This is a genomic window from Actinoplanes sp. G11-F43, assembly GCF_050589265.1.
In the GTDB taxonomy this organism is placed as follows: domain Bacteria; phylum Actinomycetota; class Actinomycetes; order Mycobacteriales; family Micromonosporaceae; genus Actinoplanes.
The window spans coordinates 91762-116610 of sequence record NZ_JBNZCE010000010.1 but is presented as its reverse complement, the minus strand read 5'-3'; the positions used below and the strand labels follow the sequence as shown (position 1 = coordinate 116610).

The window sequence follows — 24849 nt, the reverse complement described above, 5'->3', positions numbered from 1 at the left end:
GAAGTGTTGGAGAAGTCGCCCATGATGGAGCGACACGAACCCCTCCCCTGGGTCGGCACCTGGGCGACCGCGATGGAGAGTGGCGGCCGCACCTTCGAACGGCACACCCTGCGCCAGATCGTGCACACCAGCATCGGCGGCGACGCGGCCCGGATCCGGTTGACCAACGAGTTCGGGACCCGGCCGCTGACCGTCGGCGCGGTGCACCTGGCCCGCCCGGTCAAGGACGGTGTGATCGATCCGTCCACCGATCGCCCGGTGACGTTCGGCGGGCAACCCACGGTGACCATCCCGGTCGGCGGGATAGCGGTCAGTGACGAGGTCGCGTTCCCGGTGCCGGCCGGCGGGAACGTCGCGGTGACCGCCTATCTGCCGTCGGCGACCGGCCCGAGCAGTCGGCACGGGATCGCGGCGCGGCACAACTACGTGGCCGCCGGGGATCAGGTGCCGGCCGCGAAACTGTCCCGGGCCCGTACCGAGAGCAGCTGGTTCTTCCTGTCCGGGCTGGATGTCCGCAGCGACGGGGCGGCGGTGGTGGCGTTCGGCGCGTCGATCACCGACGGGCTGGGCTCCCGGTTCGGCGCCGACCAGCGCTGGCCGGATCTGCTGGCCGCCCGGCTGCGCGCTGCGGGCCGGACGGTGGGTGTGCTCAACGCGGGGATCAGCGGCAACCGGTTCACCGCCGACGACCGGGGCGAAAGTGGGGTGCGCCGGTTCGACCGGGACGTGCTGCGCCAGCCGGGTGTGCGCTGGGTGATCATCTCGGACGACGCGATCAACGATCTGGGCGCGGCCGACCCGCCTTCGGCGTCCCGGCTGATCGACACGTTGCGGCAGCTGGTGGACCGGGCCCATGCCTCCGGGGTACGCGTGATCTGCTCGACCCTGACCCCCTACCGGGGTGCCGGCTACTGGACTCCGCTGGGCGAGTCGGGCCGCGCCGAGATCAACGCCTTCGTGCGTTCCCCGGACAGCGGCTGTGACGCGGTGCTGGATCAGGACACCGCCACCCACGATCCGGCCGCGCCGACCCGGTTCCGGGCCGAGTTCGATTCGGGTGATCACCTGCACCCCTCGCCGGCGGGTCTGCGGGCCATCGCGGACGCCGCCGACCTCACCTGGTTCACTGACTGACATGGGTGGATATCTTCGGGCGGCTGGACAGGTCCTGCTCGGCGCGGCGCTGGCTTTCGCCGGCATCTCGCATCTGACGGTGGCGCGGCGGGAGTTCCAGGCGCAGGTGCCGGACTGGTTCCCGATCGGCGCCGATCTGGTGGTGGTCGCGTCCGGCGTCGTCGAGATCGGGCTGGGGCTGGCGTTGCTGACCGTGTGGCGGCAGCCGTCACGGGCCGTGGTCGGCGCGCTGACCGCGGCGTTCTTCGTGGTGATCTTCCCGGGGAACGTCGCGCAGTGGCTGGAGCACAAGGACGGGTTCGGGCTGGACACCGACACCAAGCGATTCGTCCGGTTGTTCTTCCAGCCGCTGCTGGTGGTGTGGGCGCTGGCCGTCACCCAGGCGGTCGGCACCCTGCGGCGACGGTTCAGCGGCGCAGATCGTGCCGGCCGTGGGTCAGTTTCGCCATGAGCCCGGCGGGCAGCAGCCGCCGCAGCGGGAACACCAGCGGCGCGTTGCTGCCCACCGCGTAGTGCGCCCGGGGCCGGCCCGCCCCGATCGCGGTGAGGACGGTCGCGGCGACCCGGTCGGCGCCGATCCCGGCCCGCTCGTTGCGGTCCAGGGCGTTCAGCATGGTGGCGAAGTCGTCGCGGTAGGCCGAGTCGCCGGCGATGTATTTGGTACGCCGCTCGCTGATGCCGGTGGCGATCGACCCCGGTTCCACGGTGGTCAGCCACACCCCGAACGGGCTCAGCTCGTGCCGGGCCCCGTTGCTGAAGCCCTTGATCGCGGCTTTCGAGGCGACATATGACGACCGGTACGCCAGGGGGAACGACGCCAGCATCGACCCGATCATCACCACCCGCCCGTAGCGGCGCTGCCGCATCCCCGGCAGGGCCAGCTGGGTGAGCCGCACCGGCCCGAACACATTGATCTGGAACAGCCGCCGCAGCGCGTCGCCGGGCAGGTCCTCCAGCGGCCCGTTCTGGCTCTCGCCGGCGTTGTTGACCAGCACGTCCACCCCGGCCAGCGCGGGGGCGAGGCGCTCGATGGAGGCCTCGTCGGCGAGGTCGAGGGCGATGAACTCGACTCCGGCCGGCCGCTGCTCCGGCTTCAGCGCGTCCGGGTCACGGCTGGTGCCGATCACCCGGTAGCCGCGGGCGGCGAGCGCGGACGCGGTCGCGTGGCCGATGCCCGACGACGCCCCGGTGACGAGTGCGGTGCGATCCATTCATGAAGATTAGGACACGCCGACGATCGTGTGATGATCCGCCGCGTGGCGCGGGTGGGCCGACATCGTGCAGTTCATGATCAACTACGTGCTCGCCGCCGTGCTCTCCCTCGGCGCAGCCCTCTCCACACCCGTCGCGGCGGCCGCCGCCCCGTCCTGCCCGATCGTCGAGGACAAGATCCAGGCGGCCACCGACAGGGCGAACGTCAAGCTCGACCGGATCACCCCGGCGCCGGTGTGGCGGCAGAGCTGCGGAACCCTCTACCGCAGCGACGGCCGCAAGCCCGAGGTCATCTTCGCCGAGGGTTTCTCCGCCAAGGACGTCACCGGCGGGCAGTACGACGTGAAGCAATACGTCCTGGTCAACCAGCCGTCGCCGTACGTCTCCACCACCTACGACCACGACCTCTACAAGTCCTGGTACAAGTCCGGCTGGAACTACTACATCGACGCGCCCGGCGGCATCGACGTCAACAAGACCATCGGCTCCGACCACAAGTACGCCGACCAGGCCGAGGTCGCGTTCCCCGGAGGAATCCGCCGCGAGTACGTGATCGGCGTCTGCCCGGTCGACAAGACCACCAAGACCGAGATCATGAGCGACTGTCAGAGCAACCCGAACTACCGGCCCTGGCACTGAGCCGCGCCCCGGGCCCGCCCCTGCCCGGGCGGGCCCACCGGCGGCGATGACTTCGACCGGGGCCCGGCACACCGGCGCCGACCAGGCAAGATGCCGCACATCACGGTCCGCGGCCGGCGGGTTCGCACCTTTCCGCGGGTACGGTCGGATTCTCCGCTTCCCAGGAGGGGTTCACCGATCGTGAGTACCGCGCCGTTGACGTCGGCCGCCGTGGGGGCACGCCTCACCGCGCTGCTGCTGCTGGCCGGGCACCGGCTGGCGTCGCTCGTCCACCACGCCCTGCTGCTGATCCCGGCCCTGCGCCGCCGGCACGAGCAGCGCCTCCAGCGGCACCGGGCGGCGGTCGAGGCGCAGCGCTGGGCCGACGAGGTGGCGGTGGCCGCCGAGCGCGCCGAGGAGGCCGCCCAGCGCTGGCAGAGCTACTGGCGGCAGACCGACGAGCACGCCGACGACGCCTGGCACACCTGGCAGGACGCCGAGCAGCGGCTGAACCGGACCCGGGCGGCCGCCGCCTTCCGCACCCCGGACACCCTCCGCACCACCTCCGAGTACGCCTCCCGGGAGAGATTCCTGCACCGCGCGGTGGCCGACGCCGTCGATCGCGGTGACCTGCCCGCCACCGTGCTGGCCGATCTGGCCGCCGGCGCCGGCGGCTGGAACCCGAAGCTCCACCCGGTCGAGCAGGAACTGGTGCTGCACCGGGCGATCGCCGCGGTCCGCTACCACCTGTACCACCAGGCCGCCGCCTCCGAGGAGCGGATCCGGCACGACGCCGAGCTGGCCGACGCCACCCGGGACAGTCTGCGCCGCGAGGTGGCCACCGCCGCCGGGCGGGCCGCCGCGCTGCGCGAGGATCTGATCCCGGAGTTCGATCCGGCGTCGTCACCACGCCTGATCCCGGTCTTCTGATCATCGCCGGTGTGGTTGCCGGGATGCGGGCCGCGACATGCCTACGCTTAGGTTGTTATGACTGTGCCGGACAATGACACCGAGACCCGCCCGTGCGCCCACTGTGGCCGCCCGGTGCCGCAGCGCGCGTCCGCCGGGCGCCCGTTCCGCTACTGCCGGGACAACGACGGCGAATGCCAGCGCGCCTCCCGCAACGTCCGGATGCGGCATCGTTCGTCGCCGGGCCTGGCCGGGCAGGTGGCCCGCACCTGGGAGGCCGTCGACCGGCTCGATCAGCTGGTCGGGTCGCTGAGCGAGGCCCTGCATTCGGAGATGTCCCCGGCCGGGGTGGAACGCCAGGTCGCCGAGGTCCGGGCGGAGACGTCCGGGCAGGTGGCGGCCGCCCACGCGGAACGTGACGACGCCCGCCGCGACGCCGATCAGGCGGCCAAGGCGGCGGCCGCGGCACAGCAGCTGGCGTCGGCGGCCACCGCCGAACGCGACGAGGCCCAGCACCGGGCGCAGGACGCGCAGCGCAACGCCGAGGAGTCCGGGAAGCGGGCCCAGGAGGCGGCGGCGGCACGGGACGAGGCGGTCCGGGCCGCCACCGCGGCCGCCGCGCTGCGGGAGCGGGCCGAGGCCGAGCGGGACGCCGCGGGTGAGAGTCTGGGCGCGGCCCGCAAGGAGCTCTCCGAGGTCCGCGCCCAGCGTGACGCCTCCGACCGCGATCTGAAGACGGCCCTGGAAGACCTCAAACAATTACGCCGTACGGCCGACGAACAGCGCGAACGGTCCGCCGAGGAGCTGACCGCCGCCCGCGCCGAGTCGGAGCGGCTGTCCGCGGAGGCCGCCCGCGATCGGCAGCGTGCCGACTCCGCCGAAGCCGACCGGGACCGGCTGGCCGAACAGGCGACGGCCGCCCAGCAGGCCCTGACCGCGGCCGCCGCGGAACGGGACGGGCTCCGCCGTACCACCGAAGATCTGGAACGCGCCGCCGAGCGCGCCGCGCGCGAACACGCCGACCTGGAACGCCGCCTCGCGTCCGCCCGCGCCGACGCCGACACCGCCCACAGCCGTGTCGCCCAGCTGACCTCCCAGGTCAGCGACCTGGCGGCGGCCCTGGCCAGCCTGGGCGCGGCCCGTCCGGCAGCGCCCGCGGCCGCGCCCCCGCCCGCCCCCGCTCAGCCCACCGCCTCGGGCAACAGCTGACACGTCACCGCCACACGTCACCGCCGCCCCCGCCGTCACCGCCACACGTCACCGCCGTCACCGCCACACGTCGCCGCCGTCACCGCCACACATCGCCGCCGTCACCGCCACACATCGCCGCCGTCACCGCCACACATCGCCGCCGTCACCGCCATACGTCACCGTCGCCCCGTTACCCCCCGCCACCGTCGCCGTCACCGCCATCACTGCCGCCCTGCCGTCACCGCCACCCGTCACCGTCGCCCTCGCCCGTCACCGTCGCCCTCGCCCGTGCCCTCGCCCGCGCCCGCGCCAGAACGTTCTGTCTCGTGGCCCGGCCGGGCGGTAGCCTCCGGGCGATGATCACCCTGGATCAATGGCGCGGGCTCGGCCGGCGCGACGAGCAGCGGTATGTGGCGGCCCTGGCCGAGGCTCTCGGCGCCGAGTCGGTGCGGGTCCGGCTGCCGGATGCGGTGTTCCAGCCGGTTCGGGTGGCCCGGTTCATGATCGGTGGGCACGAGTTCGTCCTGGTGCCGGGCGGTACCGCCACCCTGGGCTACGACGCGAGCCGTTTCCTGCCGACCCGGGCGGAGCTGGAATCGTTCCTCGGTGTGGCCAGTGACCTGTGGGAACCCGGCTGGGACGACGACCCGGAGCCCGCGCGGGATCCCTGGTATCAGCCGGTGCCGGTCCTGCCCGGCCAGGAACCGTTGTTCGACTGGATCCCGGCAGCGCCGCACCGGGCCCCAGCGGCCGGTCCCGGCCCGTGGCGGGCTGACCCCGCTGATCTCGATCGGTTGCGTGCCTACTTGCGGGAACGCGTCACCTCACCCCGTACCGCAACGGTGTCGTCTCTTCTGGTCTCCGCACCGGTCGCCGTCGCCGGGCGGACTCCGCTGGCCGTCGACGATCCACAGGTGACCGTGGCGGTGGCGGCCTTCGAGCGGGAGCACAACCGGCCCGATCAGGGTTGCCGGTGCACCCACTGGGGTCCGGGCCGGGTGCCGGACGAGGACCGGGAGACGTACGCGGCCGGCCGGTTCGCACCCGGTTCCCGGCGGGTGGTCCGGGCCTGGGCCGACTCCTATGTCACCTATGCCGACGTGGTCACCGGGCTCGCCGATCACGGACGGCGACTGCCGACCCCGGACGAGTGGGAGTACGCGATGGGCTTCGGTGGCGCCGGACTGTTCCCCTGGGGCGATCGGTTCGACCGGCCGGCCGACGCCGAGCGGGTGACAGGCGTACCGGCGCATGGGGTTGATGTTCCGGAATTGACTGGTGTGCGTGCCGAGGTTCGGGGTAGTGATGGGGGTGCGGCCGTCGGTTCCGGCGACTTCTACCACGGGGTGGTGCGGTCGCCGGCGCACCGTGATCCGGAGACGGTGGCGGGAGAAACGGGGGTGACCGGGGTGCGAGGCAGGCTGGTGCGGGCGGTTTTCGAGGCCCCGGGGGTTGACTGGTGACCATTCTCACGTTCAACGGCCGTCTCGCGATGTTCTGGTAACACTTCAGGAAGCCTGGTGGCGGCCGATCACTACAGTACGCGGATAGTCAGGTGACCCAAGGTTCCGTAAATTACGAGTGAATCTGCTCAGTGACCGACATCGCACCACACGCAGAAGCCGCGAAGGGCCATAAAGTGGACCAAGGTCCACTCGTACGCCATCTCGGTTTGCGGGGTGGGGTGAGTGGCCGGTTACGCTCATAGCGTTAACACCGTCGACAACGGCGGTTTTAGCGGAAACAGGCACGGACAGACTTTGGCGGCCGTCGGGGATCCCGGCGGAGGAATCCAGCGGCCGCCCCTTTCGTTATACCAACGAGAGCAGCACCACGAGCGAGGGGAAAGCCGATCATGGGCGAACGCATGCTGCGCGGCAGCCGTCTTGGCGCAGTCAGCTACGAGTCCGACCGTAACACTGAGCTGGCGCCCCGGCAGACCCGCGAGTTCCTGTGCGCGAAGGGTCACCAGTTCGAGGTGCCGTTCGCCGTCGACGCCGAGGTGCCCACCACCTGGGAGTGCAAGTTCGACGGCAGCGTCGCCCGACTGGTTGACGGGAGCGAGCCGGAGCAGAAGAAGGCGAAGCCGCCGCGTACCCACTGGGACATGCTGCTCGAGCGGCGTTCGATCGCCGAACTCGAGGACATTCTCAACGAGCGGTTGCAGGAGGTCCGCACCCGCCGCGGCCGCTGACACCCGAATCACAGAGAGGCCGCCCCACCCGGGGCGGCCTTTTCGTCATCCGAGGCGGGACGGCCTCTCCGCTCGCCCCGGACAGGACAGCCATTTCGCTCACCCCGGGCAGGGCGGCCATTCCGTCGTCCCAAGCAGGACGGCCTCTCCGCTCGCCCCGGACAGGACAGCCATTTCGTCATCTCGGGCAGGGCGCCCCTTTTTCGTCCCCACCCAACCTGCAACAGGCCTGGCCGCAGCTACGCGGGCGAGAGACCGGGCTCCCACCTGAGCAGATGCGTTTAAAGGACTGGCTACATCCTTCGCGGTGCGGGGCATCAGGCCCCACCTAAGCGGATGCGACGCCCGACCACGCCCCCAGGCCATCGCCCCTCACCTCGCCGCCCAGCAGACCCTTGCCTCACCGCCCGGCAGACCCTCACCTCACCGCCCAGCAGATCCTTGCCTCACCGCCCGGTAGATGCGACGCCTCGCCCTCAGTTTCCGATGCCTCGCCCACCTTTTCCGGCATCTCACCATCGGCGGAAAACAACAGTGATCGTCGGGCCGGAGTGCTACATCGACCGGGAACCGATCAACGACGATCAGGCCGGCCCACGCGAAGCGATGATCACCCGGTTGCCGTCAGGGTCCGCCACCATGGCCATCCGCTCTCCCCACGGTTGATCGGCCGGCTCCTGCAACACCACGACCCCACCGTCACGAAGCCGCGCAACACCTGCATCACAGTCCTCGGCGTAGATCCACAAAGTCACGCGATCGTTGGCGAGATCGCCGGGTTCGTCCTGTCGGCCGATGCCGAGGTGAGAGCTCCCCAAACGTATGCCGACATAGACGGATTCACCCTCCTCGGGGAACCGATACGTAACCTCACCACCGAGCAGGTCGCGGTAAAAAGCCAGCGATCGCTCAAGATCCGGCGTAGCAAGAATCGGAAATACCTCATCAAACATTGACACATTCTCCCCCGCCGACGCCCTCTCCACCGAAAAAGTCCACAGCCAAAACCTCTGGCAGCCAGATCAGCCCTCCCACGGCCAACCACGACAACCCCAGCGAGCAGCGAGGTCAAACAAGCCCAAGCAGGCGTCCCAGCCCAAGCAGGCGTCGCAACCCAAGCAGGCGTCGCAACCCAACAGGCGTCGCAGCCCAAGCAGATGTCCCAGCAAGGAGATGTCCCAGCCCAAGGAGAGGTCCAGCCCAGGCTGAGGTCACGTCCTACCAGGGGTCACATCCCGGGCAGGGGTCACGCCCCGAGCAGGCCGACCAGCAATCACCTATTTACCCAACCTCAACTTGTTGCCTTTCAGGCCTTTCGCGGACCCCTCCGGCACCAGAAGAAGCAAACCTCGCGAATACGGCCCAAATCCGCATTATCGGTAACTTTCCGCCGATTTGAGCCTTATCCTTGGCGACTGGTCCGCCCGCCGTAAATTCCCCGCGCGAGTGTCCACTTCCTGGCCTGACCCCAGGCGATCTTGGAAGATTCACCACCGTTTTGAGACTTCCTCTGGGCTGCCGGCCAGTCCGTGGTCAATTCCCGCGCGAGTGTCCACCTTCCGGCCCCCCTGGCCGATCTTGACGGATTTTCCACCGAATAAGGTGGTAAATCCGCCAAGATTTTAGCTGGACGGGTTGCCCTCACAAGGAATTGACCGCAAGTGATCAGGCAGCCACGAACAAGACTCAATTCGGGGTGGAAAATCCTCCAAGATCTCGACAGGAGAGGGCCGCCCGAGCTCGACAGGAGAGGGCCGCCCGAGCTCGACAGGAGGGGGCCGCCCGCTCGCGGGCACCCGCGAGCGCGAGCAATACGAAGGCGTTCCGAACTCGCACAACACGTATTTCTGAATAAAATAGGTAAGACGGGCAGCCCGGGGCATCGGTCCGGCAAAAGCACAAGTTAACCGTCGGCGGAAATCAGACAACCGACATCGACATCGACAGGCAGATAGCGCAAGCAGCAAGCGCAAGCGGACAGCAGATGGCGGAGCGCAAACGGCCGATGACGACTTTCCCATTCACGGCAAAACAGTGAAATCGGGCGTAGAACGCCTGGCGAGACCACTGCCAGACACTACGGACGCATGGTGAGACCGCTGCCAGACGCTACGGACGCGGGGTGAGACGCGGTGAGACTCTGCGGATGCCAGGGCGAGACCGCCGCGACACCCCACGGACGCACGGGGCTAGACCGCCGCGAGACGCCACGAACGCAGGGCGAGACCGCTGCGAGAGGCGTGGCGAGTAATGGCGCGGTACGCGCCTGAACTCGCCACGCGGGTGGGCGGCGGCCGGACGGGTCGTCAGCGGACGATTTCGCCCTCGATGGCACCCGCTGCTGGGCGGGGAGCCGCCGGCTCCTCGTCGACGACCACGACCGTCACCGGGTCGGACTGGTGGACCCGGACCTTGCGGGGGCCGAACAGGTCGCTGGTGGCGGCTCCGCCCAAGCGGCGCTCGGCCAGCCTCTCCGCGCCCCGGCGAGCCAGCGTGCGGCCCGGCGGGACCAGCAGGAGCAGGCCCGCGACGCCGGTGACGAAGCCGGGCAGGGCCAGCAGCAGGGCGCCGAACAGGCCGATCAGCGAGTTGCTGACCTCGGCACCGGGTGGGCGGCCGGCCCGGGCCGCCTCCTGGAAGGCCCGCCAGCCGCGAATGCCTTCGCGGCGGAGCAGGGCCAGGCCGGCGAGGCTGCACACGGCGGCGAGCAGGATGGCCCAGCCGAAGCCGATGGCATGGGCCACCGACACGAAGGTCAGGAACTCCGCGAACGCCAGCAGCGGGAACACGAACGGGAGAAAGGCCAGTCTGCTCCGGCGCATCGAAAGTACCTCCGAGGGGTGTCGCCAGCCCGCCTCACGACGGCGGGCTGACATCAAGCATGACACCTCACGGCCAGGTACTGCCCTGCCGCGGTTTGCGGTTGAGCAGGCCGAGCAGGCTCTCCTTGCGGGCCTGCACGCCCCAGGTAGTGACCCTGAGCAGTTGTTCCTTGAAAATGTTGCCGCTCATCTTGGAGACGCCGATTTCGCGCTCGGTGAACGTGATCGGCACCTCGACCATGCGGAAGCCCTGCCGGTGGGCGCGCCAGGTCATCTCGACCTGGAACGAGTAGCCGGTGGAGGCGATGGTCGCCACGTCGATCTTGTCGAGGATGCCGATGCGGTAGGCCCGGTAGCCGGCGGTGGCGTCCTTGAAGGGCATGCCGAGGGCCATCCGGATGTACAGGTTGCCGCCGCGGGACAGCAGCAGGCGCCGTAGCGGCCAGTTGTGCACGCTGCCGCCGGGGATGTAGCGGGTCCCGATGACGGCGTCGTTGTCGGCGAGCGCGTCGAGCAGCAGGTGCAGCTCTTCGGGGGCGTGGGAGCCGTCGGCGTCCATCTCGACGACCGCGTCGTAGCCCTTGTCCTTGGCCCACTGGAAGCCGGCCTTGTAGGCGGCGCCGAGGCCTTCCTTGCCGGCCCGGTGCAGGACGAAGATGTGGTCGTCGGCCTCGGCGAGCTCGTCGGCGATGGCGCCGGTGCCGTCCGGGGAGTTGTCGTCGGCGACGAGGATGTCCACGGACGGGACGGCCTCCCGTGTCCGGCCGGTGATGAGCCGGATGTTGTCCGACTCGTTGTAGGTGGGAATGATCACGAGGACCCGTCCCACGCCCGGGTACCCTTCGGCCTCGCTCACCGTTCCTCCGAAACCTTCACGACATCCCCGTCTCTAGTGTCTCTCCGGCGGCGCAGGGGCAGCACACCGATGAGGGCGACGACCGTAGCAAAGACGATCACCACCTCGGGCCAGTTGCCCGAACGAGTCGCCAGCGTAGTCGGTCCGTCCAGATTCATGTCACGCACCACCACCGCGGCGGTGTTGAAACCCGTCGAACCGTACACAGTGCCAGTGACGTCCACGAAAGCGGACACTCCGACGGTGGACACCATCAGCGCCTCGCGGCCGTGTTCGACCGCCCGCAGCTGGACCATGGACAGCTGCTGGCGGGCTTCGGCCTCGTTGAAGGTGGCGTTGTTGGTCTGCACGGTGAGGATCTGCGCGCCGCCGTCGACGACGTCCTTGACCAGGCCGTCGTAGGCCACCTCGAAGCAGATCACGTTGCCGACCACCGCGGCGCCGGTGTCGATGACTCCGGGCCGGTCTCCGGCGAGCATGTTGCTGACCAGGTCTACCTTGTCGCTGACGTGCCGGGCGATGGAGCGCAGCGGCATGTATTCGGCGAACGGGACGGGGTGGCGTTTGGCGTACTGCTGGGAGTGGTCCGGGCCGGTGCCGGGGTTCCACAGGATGCTGACGTTGTAGTTGTTGCCGGGGACGTCGGTGCGCTGCAGGGTGCCGACCAGGATCGGGGCCTTGACGGTGTCGGCGGCGTACTGGATCTGCTCGGCGGCGTCCTCGTTGCGCAGCGGGTCGATGTCGCTGGAGTTCTCCGGCCACACCACCAGGCCGGGCTGTTTCTGCCGGCCGGCGGCCACGTCGGCGGCGAGTTGCACGGTGGCCCGCACGTGGTTGTCGAGGACCGCGCGGCGCTGGGCGTTGAAGTCCAGGCCGAGGCGGGGCACGTTGCCCTGCACGATGGCGACGGTGGTGGACGGCCCGCTGGTGGCGCCGAGTGGCAGCAATGCCGGCGCAAACAGTAAAAGTCCGACAAAAGCCGCATAAAGCCCAAAACCCAAAAGTCGGAAACGTCGCCAGCACATGGCTACCAGGGCACCCCCGGCCACCGTGACGACAAAGGTCACCAGCGGCGCCCCGCCGTACGCCGCCAGCCGCAGCGTCGGCGAGTCCCCCTGACTGAACGCGATCCGCCCCCACGGGAACCCCCCGAACGGCGTGCGGTCGCGCAGGAACTCCTGGGTGGTCCAGATCAGCCCGGCCACCAGCGGCCACAGCCACCGCCACCGGTCCACCAGCGGCGACAGCCATGCCCCGGCCAGCCCGGCCAGCCCGATGTACAGCGACTGGAGCACCGACAGCATGATCCACGGCAGCCACCCGGCGCCGATGGTGGTCCACTCCAGCAGCGGCACGAACAGTGTCAGCCCGGCGAGCACACCGAGCCCGAACCCGGCCCGCAGGCGCCGCCGGTGCACGGCCGCGGCGAGCAGCGCCACCCCGGCCGGGGAGAGCCACCACAGGTCGAACGGCGGCAGGGCGAGCAGCAGTGCGGCACCCGCGGCGACGGCGAGCGCCACGGCCACCGGTAGCCGCAGGGGCCGGCCCGGCTGCGCGGGGGCGGCCCCCGGTTCGGCCAGTGCCGGCGGGGGCAGAGTCATTTCCACGCGTGGCAGGCTACCCGCCCGCGAGCTGCGACGACGGAGGGGCGCGGTCACGGTTCGACCACGCCCCTCGGGTGCTCCACCCCTGTCCACGACCGGTGCAATCCGTCAGACTTCGCCGTGACCTTCGGACCGACCCACCGCGTGCCGGGTGCCCGCGCCGAGCCGTTGTCTACTGGCCACGATCCGATCTCCGGAGGGGCCGCCGGACAGCCCTCCCGCACCGGTCCCGCTCATTCCCTCCCCCTGGACCTGGCTGAACGCGCGACCCCTGCGAGGACTGCGGCCAGTGAGTGGGAGAACGAGAAGTGAAATCAGGACCCGACGACGGTACGTCGATCCCCCGCCTGATTGTCAACCGGGTCCCCCGTGTCACGGCGTGTCGCATCCACGGGCGTGTCATGTCCCGTACCCCAGACGGTCACGGAGCAGACACCCGGCGACGGTGGGGTGGTCGGCGGCCAGGAGACCGGCGGCCGCCAATACATAATCGGTGTCGACCACGGCACGGGCGTGTTCGGGGGGCGCCCAGCCGCCCCCGACGTCGGCGAGGACCGCATCGAGGACCGCTGTTCCCCCACCGTGCCGGAGCACCCCGCCGGATCCGACGACGAGGCGTACGTCACGCAGTCCCGGCCGGCCCCGCGCGTGGCGCCGCATGGCGACCACCGCGGCCGCCGCCGCGAGCGCCCGGTCGCCGCCGGAGGAGACGACCGGCAGCTTCTCCGCCGCGGCGGCGCAACGCGTGCCGTCGGCGCCGGCGGCCACCCCGAGATCGCCCTCGACGGTGCGTGAGCGCCACAGGGTGCCGGCCACGTCCCGCCGCGGCCCGGTCTCCGCCTCGGCGTCCGGGACCAGCGCCGAGTAGACGTCGGTGGTGGCCCCGCCCACGTCGACGACGAGGACGCCGGTTCCGGTCAGGTCGGCGAGGAGCTCCACTCCGGCGAGCACCGCGTCGGGGGTGGCGGCCCGCACGAGCGAGGCGAACCGGCGGCCCCGGGACAGGCGTTTGCCGCCGATCACGTGGCGCAGGAAGACGTCCCGGATCGCGGCGCGGGCCGGCAGCGGGTCGAGCACGCCGATCCGGGGCAGCACGTTGGCAGTCGGCGTGACCGGCACGCCCCGGCTGTGCAGGATGTCGAGCGCTTCCCCGCGTACCGAATGGTTGCCGGCCAGGACCACCGGCAACCGGGACCGGGCCGCCGCCAGCCGCCGCGCGTTGTGCAGCAGGGTGTCGCCGTCGCCTCCGTCGGTGCCGCCGACCAGCAGGATCACGTCCGGCCGGGCGGCACGCAGCCGGGTCAGATCGGGGCCGGTCATCGGCCCGGCGGCGACGTGCACCACCTGGGCGCCGGCGGACAGGCCGACCCGGTGGCCGGCTTCGGCGGTGACCAGTTCCTCGTAGCCGATGACAGCGAGGCGCAGGCCGCCACCGGCCGACGAGCAGACGTAGAGCCGGTCGCCGCCGCCGACGGCCTCGACGGCGGCGTCCAGGCCCGCCAGGACGTCCGTGGCGGAGGTGGTCGGTACCTCGGCCCGGCGGACCAGTCGCGCGCCGTCCAGATCGATCTTGGCGGCTTTGGTGTACGTGGACCCGACGTCCACACAGACCGCTGTCGCGCTCACGGCTTCGGTGGCACCACGACGGTCCCGACGGCGGTGGTGGCCACGATCGGCTCGTCGAGGACCGCGGCGGCCGAGCCCCCGGTCCCCCGGCACACCACCCGGACCTCGAAGGCGATCTTCCGGGACCGGGTGCCCACGGCGGTGACCGTCCCGGAGATCTCCAGCATGTCCCCGGCCCGGACCGGTGCGCGGAACTGCACGTCGTCGTAGGAGGCGAACAGCCCCTCGTCGCCGTCCAGGCGGATGCAGATCTCGGTGGCCACGTCACCGAAGAGCCCGAGTGAGTACGCCCCGTCGACCAGGTTCCCGGCGTAGTGGGCGTGCGAGTACGGCACGTAACGTCGATGGGTCACGGTGATCACTGGGCACCTCCGGCGAGCGCGTGGACGAGATAGGACGCCACCTCCCGTGGGGTGGTGCCGCGGCTGAAGATCCGGTCGACGCCCAGCTCGGCGGCCATCAGCTCGTCGAAGCGGGGCCCGCCGACGATCAGCAGCGGGCGCCGGCCGGCCGGCAGCGCCTCCCGGAACGCCGCCGACATGGCCCGGGTGTTCTGCAGGTGTGCGTCGCGCTGGGTGACCACCTGGGAGACCAGCACCGCGTCGGCCCTCCGTTCGCGGGCGGTCTCCACCAGGTCGGGGACCGACACCTGGGCGCCCATATTGGTGACCGACAGTTCGGAGTAGTACTCCAGGCCCTTCTCCCCGGCGATGCCTTTGAGGTTGAGGATGGCGTCGATGCCGACGGTGTGCGCGTCGGTGCCGATGCACGCGCCGACCACGTTGAGCCGGCGCCGCAGCCGCCGTTTGATGACCGCGTTCACCTCTTTGGCGCTGAGCAGCGGGTAGTCGCGTTCGACCACCTGCACCTTGTCGGTGTCGACCAGGTGCGCGACCTTGCCGTAGACGACGAAGAACGTGTAGCCGTCGCCCATCTCCTTGGCGTGCACCAGCATCGCCGGGTCCATGCCCATCTTGTTCGCCAGCTGGATCGCCGCGCCCTCGGCCCGTTTGTCGTGCGGGATCGGCAGGGTGAAGGACACCTGGACCATGCCGTCGCCGGTGGTGTCGCCGTAGGGCCGGATGATCACGAGTCCACCGCCGGGTTGTAGTAGTCGTCCTCGTGCTTCGCGACACCGTCCAGGCCCTTGCCGCGGTCGGCGGGGCGTTTCATCAGACCGAACGTCCCGTCCGCGATGGCCTCCATCAGGGTGTCGTCCTCGATCCGCTCCAGCAGGTCGATGGCCTCGCCGAGGACCTGCCGGGCGCGCCCGCGGATGAACTCGCCCGGGGTGAAGTCCTCGTGCAGGTTCCCGGCGCCGTTCAGGACGTACCGGACGTTCTGCAGCGCGATGTCCCGGTCCGACAGCCACGGGGTGACCACCGCCTCGGTCATCATCCCGACGAGCAGGATCCCCTGGCCGGTGAGTGCCCCGGCCAGGTTGAAGAAGCCGTCCAGGAGGTTGCCCCGGAAGACGTCCCCGGTCATGTGCTTGGTCGGCGGCATCCACTTCAGCGGCGCGTCCGGGAAGATCTCCCGGGCGAGCAGCGCGTGCGCGAGCTCCAGCCGGAACGATTCCGGGACGTCCGGGTTTATCTCGAACGCGTGCCCGAGCCCGAGCTGCCAGTCCGCCAGCCCGGCCTCATGGGCGAAGAACTCGTTCAGCAACTGCGAAACGGTCACCGTGTGCGCGGCGTCCACGGCGTCAGCGGTGGTGAGGTAGTTGTCCTCACCGGTGTTGATGATGATCCCGGCCCGGGCGTGGATCTGCCGGGAGAACCGCTGGTCGACGAAGGTGCGGATGGGGTTGATGTCCCGGAAGAGGATCCCGTACATCGAGTCGTTCAACATCATGTCCAGGCGTTCCAGCCCGGCCAGGGTGGCCATCTCCGGCATGCACAGCCCCGACGCGTAGTTCGTCAGCCGCACATACCTGCCCACCTCCTTCGACGTCTCGTCCAGCGCGGCCCGCATCAGCCGGAAGTTCTCCTGCGTGGCGTACGTCCCGGCGAACCCCTCCCGGGTCGGCCCCTCCGGCACGTAGTCCAGCAGCGACTGCCCGGTCGACCGGATCACCGCGATCACGTCCGCACCGGCCCGGGCCGCCGCCTGCGCCTGCGGGATGTCCTCGTAGATGTCACCGGTGGCGACGATCAGGTAGATCCACGGTCGCTGCTTCGGATCCCCGTACCGCCGGATCAGTCGCTCCCGCTCGGCCCGCCGCCGGTCGACGACCTTGAGACCGGCGGCGACCGCGCGCCTGGCACGCCTCTTCACCGCGCCGGGAGAGGCGGGCATGGTGAACCGCACCGACCCGGCCGCCGCCTTCTGGGCCAGCACTGTCACGTCCTCGATCCCGGCCGTCGCCATCGCGTGGAACACCGGCACCGCCACCCCGTGCCCCAGCCCGACGTCCGCCCGGACCGCGTCGACCAGGCGGTTCACCCACGGGATGCCGTCCGGGTCGGCCCCGGTCACCCCGGCCAGCCGCAGCACCGCCCGCTCCACCGACACGGTGGTGTGCGACCGTGCCAGGTCGACCACCGGCTGCCCGGCCCGCGCGGCCAGCTCCCGGGCCCGCGCGACCACGGCCGCGTCCAGATCCAGCTTCCCGGCCAAGAACCCGCCTCCTTCTTACCTCTGGAAAATCGTCTCGCCGTGCAGCACGGTGCGGACCGCGACCGGCCGCTGCGGCACCGAGCCGTCGATGTCCGGCAGCAGCGCCGGCAGCCCCTGGGCCAGCCCGGACGGGGTCTCCCAGGCCGCGAACGTGGCCGAGGCGCCCGGCTTGAGCACGCCCGCCGTGCCGATCCCGGCGGCCCGCCAGCCGCCCGCGCTGCTCGCCGCGAACGCCGACCGCACACCCATCCGGAACTTCGGGTTGCGCGGGGCCGCCGCGGCCACCACCATCGCCCACGGGTCCAGGGCGGTCACCGGCGAGTCCGAGCCGAACGCCAGGGTCACCCCGGTCGCGTGCATCGCCCCGATCGGGTTGCTGGCCAGGGCCCGCTCGACGCCGAGGCGCTGCGCGTACATCCGGTCGGTCCCGCCCCACAGCGCGTCGAACACCGGCTGCACCGAGGCGATCACCCCGAACTCCACCATCTTCGCGATCATCGCCTTGTCGATCAGCTCGACGTGCTCGATCCGGTGGTGTCCCTCCCGGATCCGGTCCACGCCGACCTGCTGGGCGGCCAGCGCGAAACCCTCCAGCACGGTGGCGATCGCGGCGTCGCCGATCGCGTGGAAACCGCCCTGGAAGCCCACCCGCACACAGTCCAGCAGGTGGCCGGCGGCCTGCTCGGCGGTCAGGAACGCCTCACCGCAGCCGTGGTCGCCGTCCAGGTACGGCGAACGGACCGATGCCGTCCGGGAACCGAGGGCGCCGTCCGCGTACAGGTCGCCGGCCGCCCCGTGCGCCCGCAGGTCCCGGGCCCGCTCAGCGCCGCCCAGTTCACCCCAGTAGCCGAACACCTGCGGCAGTCCCTGCCCGGACAAGGCCAGCACCGAGGTGAAGTCCTCCTCGCTGGAGGTGCCCGGCCCGCCGCACTCGTGCACCGCCGCGATCCCCAGCGACGCCGCCCGGGACAGCGCGGTCCGCTGCGCCGACTCCCTCTGGGCCGATGTCAGCGAACCCAGCGCGATCTCGCGGACCGCGTGGTGGGCCGCCTCCCGCACCCACCCGGACTCGTCGTAGCCGTGCACCCCGCGCGCGGCCGGCAGCAGCGCCGACGACGCCAGCGCCGAGTGCACCGAGGCCTGCGACAGGTACACCCGGCGGCCGGCGGCGGCCCGGTCCAGCTGCTCCGCCGACGGCGGCGTCTGATCCACCCACGTCGACTCGTCCCAGCCGTGCCCGTGCACCACGCCGTCGGCCGGGCGGGTCGCCGCGAACTCGGCCACCCGGTCCAGCAGTTCCCCCGGCGAGCGTGTCGCCGACAGGTCCAGGCCGTCGAACGCCAGGCCGGTGTCGGTGGCGTGCAGATGCGCGTCCACGAACGCCGGGGTGACCAGCGCGCCGGCCAGGTCGACGGTGACGTCCGCGGTGGGCGCGTCGGCGCCGTCACCGAGCCAGGCGATGGTGTCGCCGCTGGTCACCATGGCGGTGGCGCGGGGTTCCGCGGCCGAGTAGAAGCGGCCGTTCAGGTAGCGGACCGAGGGAGTCTTCGTCATGCCGGTCAGTCTGCCGCCAGGCGTGCCTCGAACAACGCGCGCACCGCGGGAACCTGCCGCAGCAGATCGACCGCGAACTCCGCGTGCCCCGGCACGAAACCGTTGCCGACCAGCATCGTCACGTCCGCGGCCAGCCCTTCGGCACCCAGTGCGGCGGCGGAGAAACTGGTCGCCATCGAGAAGAAGATCACCGTGCCGCCGTCGGCGGTCGCCATGATCGCGCCGTGCTCACATCCCGGCACGTCCACACAGACCACGGTGATGTCTGATCTGTGAGGAAGCACGTTCGCCACCGCGACCGGGTCCCGCGCGTCGGCGATCGCGATGTGGTCCGCCAGTCCGGCCCGGCGCAGCGCGTCCCGCTCCGCTTCATTGACAACCACGGCTTGGGTACGGGCACCGGCACGCCGCGCGGCAGCCAGCGTCAGCGAGCCACTCTTCCCGGCCCCACCCAGCACCGTCACGGTGACCGCCTGCCCATCGCCACCCGCCTGGCCGTTTGCCGCCGCCTCGCCCCGACCCTCCTTTTGTCCGGATTTATCGCGATAAGTGCGGATCATACGGTCGGTCAACGCCGGCGCCCCGCACACGTCGTACACCGCGAGGGCCAGCTCCGGCGGCAGATCATCGGGCAGCACCCCCACGATCGACCGCCCGAACAGAATCGCCGTCCCGTCGGCCGGCACCTGCTCGGACGATCCGTCCCATCGGGCGAGGCCATCGGTGATCAACAGCGGGGTCAGGGTGAGCGACACCAGCGTGGCCACCCGATCCCCCACCTTGACCGGCAGTGTCGACTCCGGCCCGACCTCCTCGACCACCCCGATCAGCATCCCGCCCGACCCGGTGACCGGATTGTGCATCTTGCCGCGGTCGGCCACGATCGCGCACACCTCGGCCCGGATCGCCGCCCCGTCCCCCGCATGTTTCTCCGCGAGCTGCCGATAACTGGCGGCGTCGAGGTTGAGCCGCTGCACCCGGATCCGTGTCTCGTCGGGTGCGATCTCCGGCGAGGCGTCCAGCCGCCAGGCCGCCTGGGGCAGCACTCCGGCCGGTTCCAGCACCCGTCGCAGACCCACAGTCATCGCCGAACCCCCTCGCAAAGAACTGCCGCTCGCATAAAACTATCGTGAACAAGAGCCTCTTTACCGTAAATCCTACGTCCATCCGGTTTCTAGACCGGATAATCTCCGGTACGTTGATCGGCATCCCAACATCAGGAGGGCCCGGTGGCAGAGATCGAGGCAGGCCAGCCGTACGAGTACCGGCGGCGTGAGCTGACCGAGCCGGACTGGACCCGGTTCCCCGGCTGGCGTGACGTCACCGCGGCCCAGTGGCAGTCCGCCCAGTGGCAGCGGGTCAACTGTGTGAAGAACGTCCGCCAGCTCCGCGCCGTCCTCGGCGACCTGGTCGACGAGGCGTTCTACGCCGACCTGGAGACCGATCAGCAGCGCCTGGCCACCATGTCGATGCTGCTGCCGCCGCAGATGCTCAACACCATGGTCCCCGACCAGGTGCCGGACACGGCCGCTTTCTACGCCGATCCGATCCGCCGCTACATGCTGCCGGTCGCCACCGACCGTCACCTGGACTGGCCGTCGCATCCGCACGCCAGCCGGGACAGCCTGCACGAGCACGACATGTGGGTGGCCGAGGGGCTGACCCACCGCTACCCGACGAAGGTGCTGGCCGAGCTGCTCTCCACCTGCCCGCAGTATTGCGGGCACTGCACCCGGATGGACCTGGTCGGCAACAGCACCGCCACGGTCGCCAAGCTGAAACTGGCCCAGAAACCGGTGGACCGCTATCAGGCGCACCTCGACTACCTCAAGACCCACCCGGGCGTACGCGATGTGGTGGTGTCCGGCGGTGACGTCGCGAACGTGCCCTGGAAACAGCTGGAGCAGTATCTGATGGGCCTGCTCGCGGTGCCGACGGTGCGTGACATCCGGCTGGCCACCAAGGCGCTGATGGGCCTGCCGCAGCACTGGCTGCAGGACGACGTGGTGGAGGGCATGCACCGGGTGGCGGTGACCGCCGAGCGGCGCGGGGTCAACCTGGCCGTGCACACCCACGTCAACCATGTGAACTCGCTGACGCCGACGGTGGCGCGCGCGGTGCGTACGTTGCTGGAGGTGGGTGTCCGGGATGTCCGCAATCAGGGTGTCCTGATGCGCGGGGTGAACGCCGGCGTCACCGAGCTGCTCGACCTGTGTTTCGCGCTGCAGGGTGAGGCCGGGATCCTGCCGTACTACTTCTACATGTGCGACATGATCCCGAACGCGGAGCACTGGCGGGTTCCGGTCTGGCACGCCCAGCAGCTGCAGCACGATCTGATGGGCTATCTCCCCGGTTACGCGACGCCCCGGATCGTCTGTGACGTCCCGTTCGTCGGCAAGCGCTGGGTGCACATGGTCGCCGGGTACGACCGCGAGCACGGCATCTCCTACTGGACCAAGAACTACCGCACGTCGATCGAGGCGGACGACAGCGAGGCGCTGGCCAAGCAGTTCGCCTACTACGACCCGATCGACACGCTGCCGGAGTCCGGTCAGGCGTGGTGGCGCGCGCAGGCGCTGCTGTCGGTCTCCTGAGCGCAGCCCCGGACACGACGGAAGGGCGGCACCCCNNCCCTTCCGTGGTGTCGTCGCCGTGAACCCGATGCCCTCGGCCGCCCTTACGGCCGCTGAGATCCTCCGGCGACGCCAGACCGTCTAGCTGAAGGCGTCGCGGACGTCCTTGCCGGCGTCCTTGACGTGCTCGCCGGCCTGCTTGGCGTGCGCCTGGGTCTCCTGGGCACGGCCCTCGGCGACGAGCCGCTCGTTGTCGGTCGCCTGGCCGATCCCCTGCTTGGCCTTGCCGGCCAGCTCCTCGGCCTTGTTCTTGACCTTGTCGGTGATGCTCATGGGCCAGCCCTCCTTCGAGTTGCGTACGTCCCAGGTGTTGCCCGGTCCGCCTACTTTTGAAACGACTTGTTCCGCAGCAGATCTCTCCGGTCAGTTCGTGTGCCGTTTTACGGCTCGATTCGAGCCGTAAAACGGCACACGAAGTGGAGACCCGTACGTCGACGACTCCGGTTCCCGTGGACGCGGCTGCTCACACCTCGCATCCGGCCACCTGCAAAGTGCAGACGGGATTTCGCATATGGCGCTCGCTGAAGTGCCATCAGCTACCTGCAACTTGCAGATGGCCGTTCAATGGGAGGACAGGGGTCACGAAAGGGTCACGACGAATGTCTGCTGACATGAGTACCGAGCGGAAACCCGTCCTCTACCGCAGTCCCCAGATCACCATCACGCACCGGCACGTCACCGTCGACGGCATCCGCATCCCGATCGGCCGGCTGCTCCCGATGGAGCGCTGCCTCACCTACCGGCGCCCGTTCCAGCGCACCCCCCGCCGCATGGAGATCCACGCGACCATCGACGGGCAGTGGACCGTCCTCTACAGCACCACCGACCATCGCGAGTTCGGCCGGGTCTGGCGGGCCCTGATCCGCGCCGTCGAACACCACCGCGACGACGGCTAGCGGCGCATCTCCCGGATCGCCGCGTCACCGGTCAGGCCCGACTCGGCCAGCAGACCGGCCATCTCGTGGAACGCGGCGGTCTCCTCCCGCTCACGCAGCAGCCGCCCACGCCCCGGACCGTCGACGAAGACCACGTCCGGATCGGTCACCCCGGCGAACTCCAGCAGCTCGAACGCCCCGGCCGGACCGGGCATCACGCCGTGCCGCAACGGCACCACGACGATCCGCATCCGTCCGTCACCGGCCAGCTCCTCCAGCCGGCCGAGCTGCTCCCGCATCACCCGGCCGCCACCGATCCGCCGCTGCAGCACCGCCCCGTCGAGCACCACCTGAACGCGAGGCGGCCGGGCCTCCCGCAACCGCGCCGCGAGTTCCGACTGCCGCCGCAGAATCAGATCAACCGATTGCGGTACGCCCACCGCGTCCGGCTTCCGGCCACACGCCACGGTCAGCGCCGCCGTCGCGTAGGCCTCGGTCTGCACCAGGTCCGGCACGAGCAGCGCCCCGAACACGGTGATCCGGTCGGCGGCACTCTCGTAGGCCACCAGGTCACGCAGCTCGGGCTCGATCTGGAAGCCGCTCCACCAGTGCCGCCGCCGGGCCGCCACGGCCATCTCGGTCAGCTCCAGGATCTCCCGCTGATCGGCGACCCCGTAGATCCGGGCCAGCGCCTGCGCGTCCAGCGGCGCCACGGTGACCGCCCCCGCCTCGATCCGGCTCAGTTTCGACAGCGACCAGTGGGTGCGGGCGGTGACCGCGCCCGGGGTCAGCCCGCTGGCCCGGCGCAACTCCAGCAGGCGGGAGCGCAGCCGGTCACGGGCCACCACGGAACCCATCGCCTCACCTCCGCGAGAGGTCCCACGCTACTCCAGCCCGGAGCGAACCGACCGGACGAAATCGACTGCTTCCGCTCCGGACGATCCCACCCGCGCCAGCTCGGCGGCGATCTCGCGGTAGCGGGTGACCGCCGCGGCGTCCCGGACGATGTGGTCGGCCGCCGCCGACTCGATGAACACCAGCGCCGGCCCCGGATCGGCGCCGAACTCCAGCAGCTCGAACACCCCACCCAGCCCGGCATGCCCACCGAGGGTGGTCGGCAGCACCACCAGCGTGACGTGCGGGTGGCCGGCCACCTCGACCAGATGATCCAGCTGCTCCCGCAGCACCCCGGCCCCACCGACGGCCCGCCGCAACACCACCTCGTCCACGATGGCCGTGATCATCGGCGCGTCCCCGGCGGCGGTGCGGGCCTGGATCGTACTCAACCGGTCGGCTCTGACCCCGACGCGAACCGTGACGCCCGGGTCGTCCTCAGCCGTCCGCAGAACCGCCGCCGTCGCGGCCCGGGCGTAGCGTGGGGTCTGCAGCAGCCCCGGGATCAGCATCGACTGGTAGACGGTGATGCCGGTGGCCCGCGCCTCACCGAGCAGATAGGTGTGGTGCTCATCGGTCAGGCCGTGCCGCGCCCACCAGTCGCCGGGCCAGGCGTGCGGAAGTCTCTCCAGCTCGGCCGCGGACAGTCCGAGGGTTTCGCGATGCTCCCGCAGCAGTGCGCGGACTCTCTCGCGGGCGATCGCCGGTTCAGGGGATTCAGTCATGGCGAGCCTCTCAGTTCCGGAGGTCCGACTACGGCGTCGTCCTGTGGTGGGTGACCGGACTCCAATCAGGAGGGGAAAGGTCAACGATACCCATCGGTAACGGCGAACGTCACTGCCGCAGAGCGGCCTTCGCCGCGGTCAGCGCCCGGTGCAGACTGTCCCCGGCCGGATCGGTGGCCAGCAACTCGTCCATGATGTCCCGGAAGGTAGCGGTGTCCTCCGTGTCGGTGAGCAGGAAGTCACTGGCCGGCGTCTCGATGAACACCACGTCCAGGTCCGCGTCCTCGGAGAAGGTGAGCAGCTCGAACGGCCCACCCAGACCCGGATGGACACCGAGCCGCAGCGGCAGCACCACGATGCGGACATGCGCCCGGGTCGCCATCTCGGCGAGGTGGTCGAGCTGGGCGGCCATCACGTCGTCGCCGCCGACCGGGCGCAACAGGACCGCCTCGTCGATGGCGAAACTCAACTGTGGCGGGAATTCGCCCCGCATCCGCTCCAGCACGGTCTCCTGGCGCTTCAGCCGCACGTCGACGACGTTGCGCACCTGCCGGTCCCGGGCCGGCCGGCGCAGCACCGACGAGGTGACGGCGAACGCGTACTCCGGGGTCTGCAGCAGCGCGGGCACGAACGTCGCCTGATAGCTGTAGAGGTGCGAGGCGTCGTGCTGGAAGGCGATGTAGTTGGTGAAGTCCTCGTCGAAGTGCTCGTCACGCCACCACATGCGCTGCCGGGAGGCCACCGAGAGCTGGATCAGGCGGCGCAGCTCGCCGTCGTCGGCGACCCCGTAGTGCCGGGCCAGGGCCTCCACCTCGACCGGCTGGATGGTGACCTTGCCGTTCTCGATCCGGTTCAGCTTGGACAGCGACCAGTGCATGGCCTTGGCCACGGCGGCGGCCGGGCTCTCGTCGCGCAGGGTCCGCAGGTCTTTGGAGAGCAGCGCCCGGGCGATGGCCGGGCCGGGATTCGGATCGGTCACGAGCCTCCCCTTTTACGTCCTGATTAACCTTAACCCGTCTGCACTTTGCAGACGGGGATTTGCGGTAGGCTCCGTGAGGTTTTCCCGGAGAGTCCTCACAAACCGGACATAACGCGGCATAATTTTTCCGTCCGGGCAACGGTGCCCGGCCGGTCACGTTAGGTGGTGAACAACCGTGGAAGAACGAGAGACCGCGCCGCGGTGGCGCAAAAGCTCTCGCAGCACCAACGGAGCATGCGTCGAGGTCGCCCCGCAGCCCGGCCACATCCTGGTCCGGGACTCGAAAGACCCCGACGGTCCGATCCTCACTTTCGACCGCACCACCTTTGCGAGTTTCCTCGCTGGCGTCACAGCGGGCGAGTTCGACCTGCCCCGCTAGGTCAAGGTCAGACCGTGTGCCGCGG

Annotated in this window: 25 protein-coding genes; 10 read left to right on the top strand and 15 right to left on the bottom strand. The window is 70.3% G+C overall.

The annotated features are described in order from the left end of the window. Positions 1–21 precede the first annotated feature (21 nt). Positions 22–1134, top strand: a complete 1113-nt coding sequence (locus ACQ0O7_RS11865; protein ID WP_430782037.1) for an SGNH/GDSL hydrolase family protein — start codon at positions 22–24, stop codon at positions 1132–1134. Position 1135: 1 nt separating this feature from the next. Then, positions 1136–1585, top strand: a complete 450-nt coding sequence (locus ACQ0O7_RS11860; RefSeq protein WP_430782036.1) for a DoxX family protein — start codon at positions 1136–1138, stop codon at positions 1583–1585. Here ACQ0O7_RS11860 and ACQ0O7_RS11855 read toward each other — a convergent pair. Beyond that, positions 1542–2345 (bottom strand): SDR family oxidoreductase, encoded by an 804-nt coding sequence (locus ACQ0O7_RS11855; protein ID WP_430782035.1) that lies wholly within the window; start codon positions 2343–2345, stop codon positions 1542–1544. The genes ACQ0O7_RS11860 and ACQ0O7_RS11855 overlap by 44 nt on opposite strands. 76 nt (positions 2346–2421) lie before the next feature. Between ACQ0O7_RS11855 and ACQ0O7_RS11850 the strand changes: the two genes are divergently transcribed. The 5 genes from ACQ0O7_RS11850 (at position 2422) to ACQ0O7_RS11830 (ending at position 7258) form a co-directional block, all read left to right on the top strand. After that, entirely contained in the window at positions 2422–2985 is a 564-nt protein-coding gene (locus ACQ0O7_RS11850; RefSeq protein WP_430782033.1) for an ADP-ribosyltransferase, read from the top strand. A gap of 180 nt (positions 2986–3165) precedes the next feature. Next, on the top strand, positions 3166–3894 hold the full coding sequence (locus ACQ0O7_RS11845) for a hypothetical protein (protein ID WP_430782032.1): 729 nt from the start codon (positions 3166–3168) through the stop codon (positions 3892–3894). A 57-nt stretch (positions 3895–3951) separates the two neighbouring features. Continuing rightward, the gene (locus ACQ0O7_RS11840) at positions 3952–5082 is read left to right on the top strand and encodes a serine/threonine protein kinase (RefSeq protein ID WP_430782030.1); all 1131 of its coding nucleotides are present in this window, start codon (positions 3952–3954) and stop codon (positions 5080–5082) included. 338 nt (positions 5083–5420) lie between these two features. Beyond that, complete coding sequence (locus tag ACQ0O7_RS11835) at positions 5421–6527, top strand: hypothetical protein (RefSeq protein ID WP_430782029.1); 1107 nt, start codon at positions 5421–5423, stop codon at positions 6525–6527. Positions 6528–6919: 392 nt separating this feature from the next. Further along, positions 6920–7258: an RNA polymerase-binding protein RbpA gene (locus ACQ0O7_RS11830; RefSeq protein WP_045741810.1), complete on the top strand. Its 339-nt coding sequence runs from the start codon at positions 6920–6922 to the stop codon at positions 7256–7258. A gap of 584 nt (positions 7259–7842) precedes the next feature. Here the strand turns inward: ACQ0O7_RS11830 and ACQ0O7_RS11825 are convergent. From ACQ0O7_RS11825 to ACQ0O7_RS11780, 10 genes are all read right to left on the bottom strand, one after another. Then, entirely contained in the window at positions 7843–8211 is a 369-nt protein-coding gene (locus tag ACQ0O7_RS11825; protein WP_430782028.1) for a VOC family protein, read from the bottom strand. 1353 nt (positions 8212–9564) lie between these two features. Next, complete coding sequence (locus ACQ0O7_RS11820) at positions 9565–10080, bottom strand: FxsA family protein (RefSeq protein WP_430782027.1); 516 nt, start codon at positions 10078–10080, stop codon at positions 9565–9567. Between the two features lie 67 nt (positions 10081–10147). Then, positions 10148–10936 carry a polyprenol monophosphomannose synthase gene (locus ACQ0O7_RS11815; protein ID WP_430782026.1) on the bottom strand — a complete coding sequence of 263 codons (789 nt, stop codon included), beginning with the start codon at positions 10934–10936 and terminating at the stop codon, positions 10148–10150. After that, entirely contained in the window at positions 10933–12537 is a 1605-nt protein-coding gene (gene lnt, locus ACQ0O7_RS11810) for an apolipoprotein N-acyltransferase (RefSeq protein ID WP_430782024.1), read from the bottom strand. The genes ACQ0O7_RS11815 and lnt overlap by 4 nt, the downstream gene beginning before the upstream one ends. Positions 12538–12939: 402 nt before the next feature. Then, positions 12940–14166, bottom strand: a complete 1227-nt coding sequence (locus ACQ0O7_RS11805; RefSeq protein WP_430782023.1) for a glutamate mutase L — start codon at positions 14164–14166, stop codon at positions 12940–12942. Then, positions 14163–14528 (bottom strand): hotdog domain-containing protein, encoded by a 366-nt coding sequence (locus tag ACQ0O7_RS11800; protein ID WP_430782021.1) that lies wholly within the window; start codon positions 14526–14528, stop codon positions 14163–14165. The genes ACQ0O7_RS11805 and ACQ0O7_RS11800 overlap by 4 nt, the downstream gene beginning before the upstream one ends. Further along, a complete protein-coding gene (locus ACQ0O7_RS11795; RefSeq protein ID WP_430782020.1) occupies positions 14525–15256 on the bottom strand; it encodes an OAM dimerization domain-containing protein in 732 nt (243 codons plus the stop codon). Before ACQ0O7_RS11795 ends, ACQ0O7_RS11800 begins: the two co-directional genes overlap by 4 nt. Next, positions 15253–16785: a lysine 5,6-aminomutase subunit alpha gene (locus tag ACQ0O7_RS11790; protein ID WP_430782018.1), complete on the bottom strand. Its 1533-nt coding sequence runs from the start codon at positions 16783–16785 to the stop codon at positions 15253–15255. Before ACQ0O7_RS11790 ends, ACQ0O7_RS11795 begins: the two co-directional genes overlap by 4 nt. 15 nt (positions 16786–16800) lie before the next feature. Then, on the bottom strand, positions 16801–18339 hold the full coding sequence (locus tag ACQ0O7_RS11785; protein WP_430782016.1) for an amidohydrolase: 1539 nt from the start codon (positions 18337–18339) through the stop codon (positions 16801–16803). 5 nt (positions 18340–18344) lie between these two features. Continuing rightward, complete coding sequence (locus ACQ0O7_RS11780) at positions 18345–19418, bottom strand: L-erythro-3,5-diaminohexanoate dehydrogenase (RefSeq protein WP_430782137.1); 1074 nt, start codon at positions 19416–19418, stop codon at positions 18345–18347. Between the two features lie 150 nt (positions 19419–19568). Here ACQ0O7_RS11780 and ACQ0O7_RS11775 point away from each other — a divergent pair, with 150 nt between their 5' ends. After that, the gene (locus tag ACQ0O7_RS11775; protein WP_430782015.1) at positions 19569–20933 is read left to right on the top strand and encodes a KamA family radical SAM protein; all 1365 of its coding nucleotides are present in this window, start codon (positions 19569–19571) and stop codon (positions 20931–20933) included. A 120-nt stretch (positions 20934–21053) separates the two neighbouring features. On the opposite strand, the gene ACQ0O7_RS11770 is transcribed toward ACQ0O7_RS11775, so the two are convergent. Next, a complete protein-coding gene (locus ACQ0O7_RS11770; protein WP_430782014.1) occupies positions 21054–21245 on the bottom strand; it encodes a CsbD family protein in 192 nt (63 codons plus the stop codon). Between the two features lie 338 nt (positions 21246–21583). On the opposite strand from ACQ0O7_RS11770, the gene ACQ0O7_RS11765 reads away from it, so the two are divergent. Further along, positions 21584–21868 (top strand): DUF6232 family protein, encoded by a 285-nt coding sequence (locus ACQ0O7_RS11765; RefSeq protein WP_430782013.1) that lies wholly within the window; start codon positions 21584–21586, stop codon positions 21866–21868. Here the strand turns inward: ACQ0O7_RS11765 and ACQ0O7_RS11760 are convergent. From ACQ0O7_RS11760 to ACQ0O7_RS11750, 3 genes are all read right to left on the bottom strand, one after another. Beyond that, the gene (locus tag ACQ0O7_RS11760; protein WP_430782012.1) at positions 21865–22704 is read right to left on the bottom strand and encodes a helix-turn-helix domain-containing protein; all 840 of its coding nucleotides are present in this window, start codon (positions 22702–22704) and stop codon (positions 21865–21867) included. The two genes, ACQ0O7_RS11765 and ACQ0O7_RS11760, sit on opposite strands and share 4 nt — an antisense overlap. A 27-nt stretch (positions 22705–22731) precedes the next feature. After that, entirely contained in the window at positions 22732–23466 is a 735-nt protein-coding gene (locus tag ACQ0O7_RS11755; RefSeq protein ID WP_430782010.1) for a DUF5753 domain-containing protein, read from the bottom strand. Between the two features lie 109 nt (positions 23467–23575). After that, positions 23576–24445, bottom strand: a complete 870-nt coding sequence (locus ACQ0O7_RS11750; protein WP_430782009.1) for a helix-turn-helix domain-containing protein — start codon at positions 24443–24445, stop codon at positions 23576–23578. A gap of 175 nt (positions 24446–24620) precedes the next feature. On the opposite strand from ACQ0O7_RS11750, the gene ACQ0O7_RS11745 reads away from it, so the two are divergent. After that, the gene (locus tag ACQ0O7_RS11745) at positions 24621–24824 is read left to right on the top strand and encodes a DUF397 domain-containing protein (protein ID WP_430782008.1); all 204 of its coding nucleotides are present in this window, start codon (positions 24621–24623) and stop codon (positions 24822–24824) included. Positions 24825–24849 lie beyond the last annotated feature (25 nt).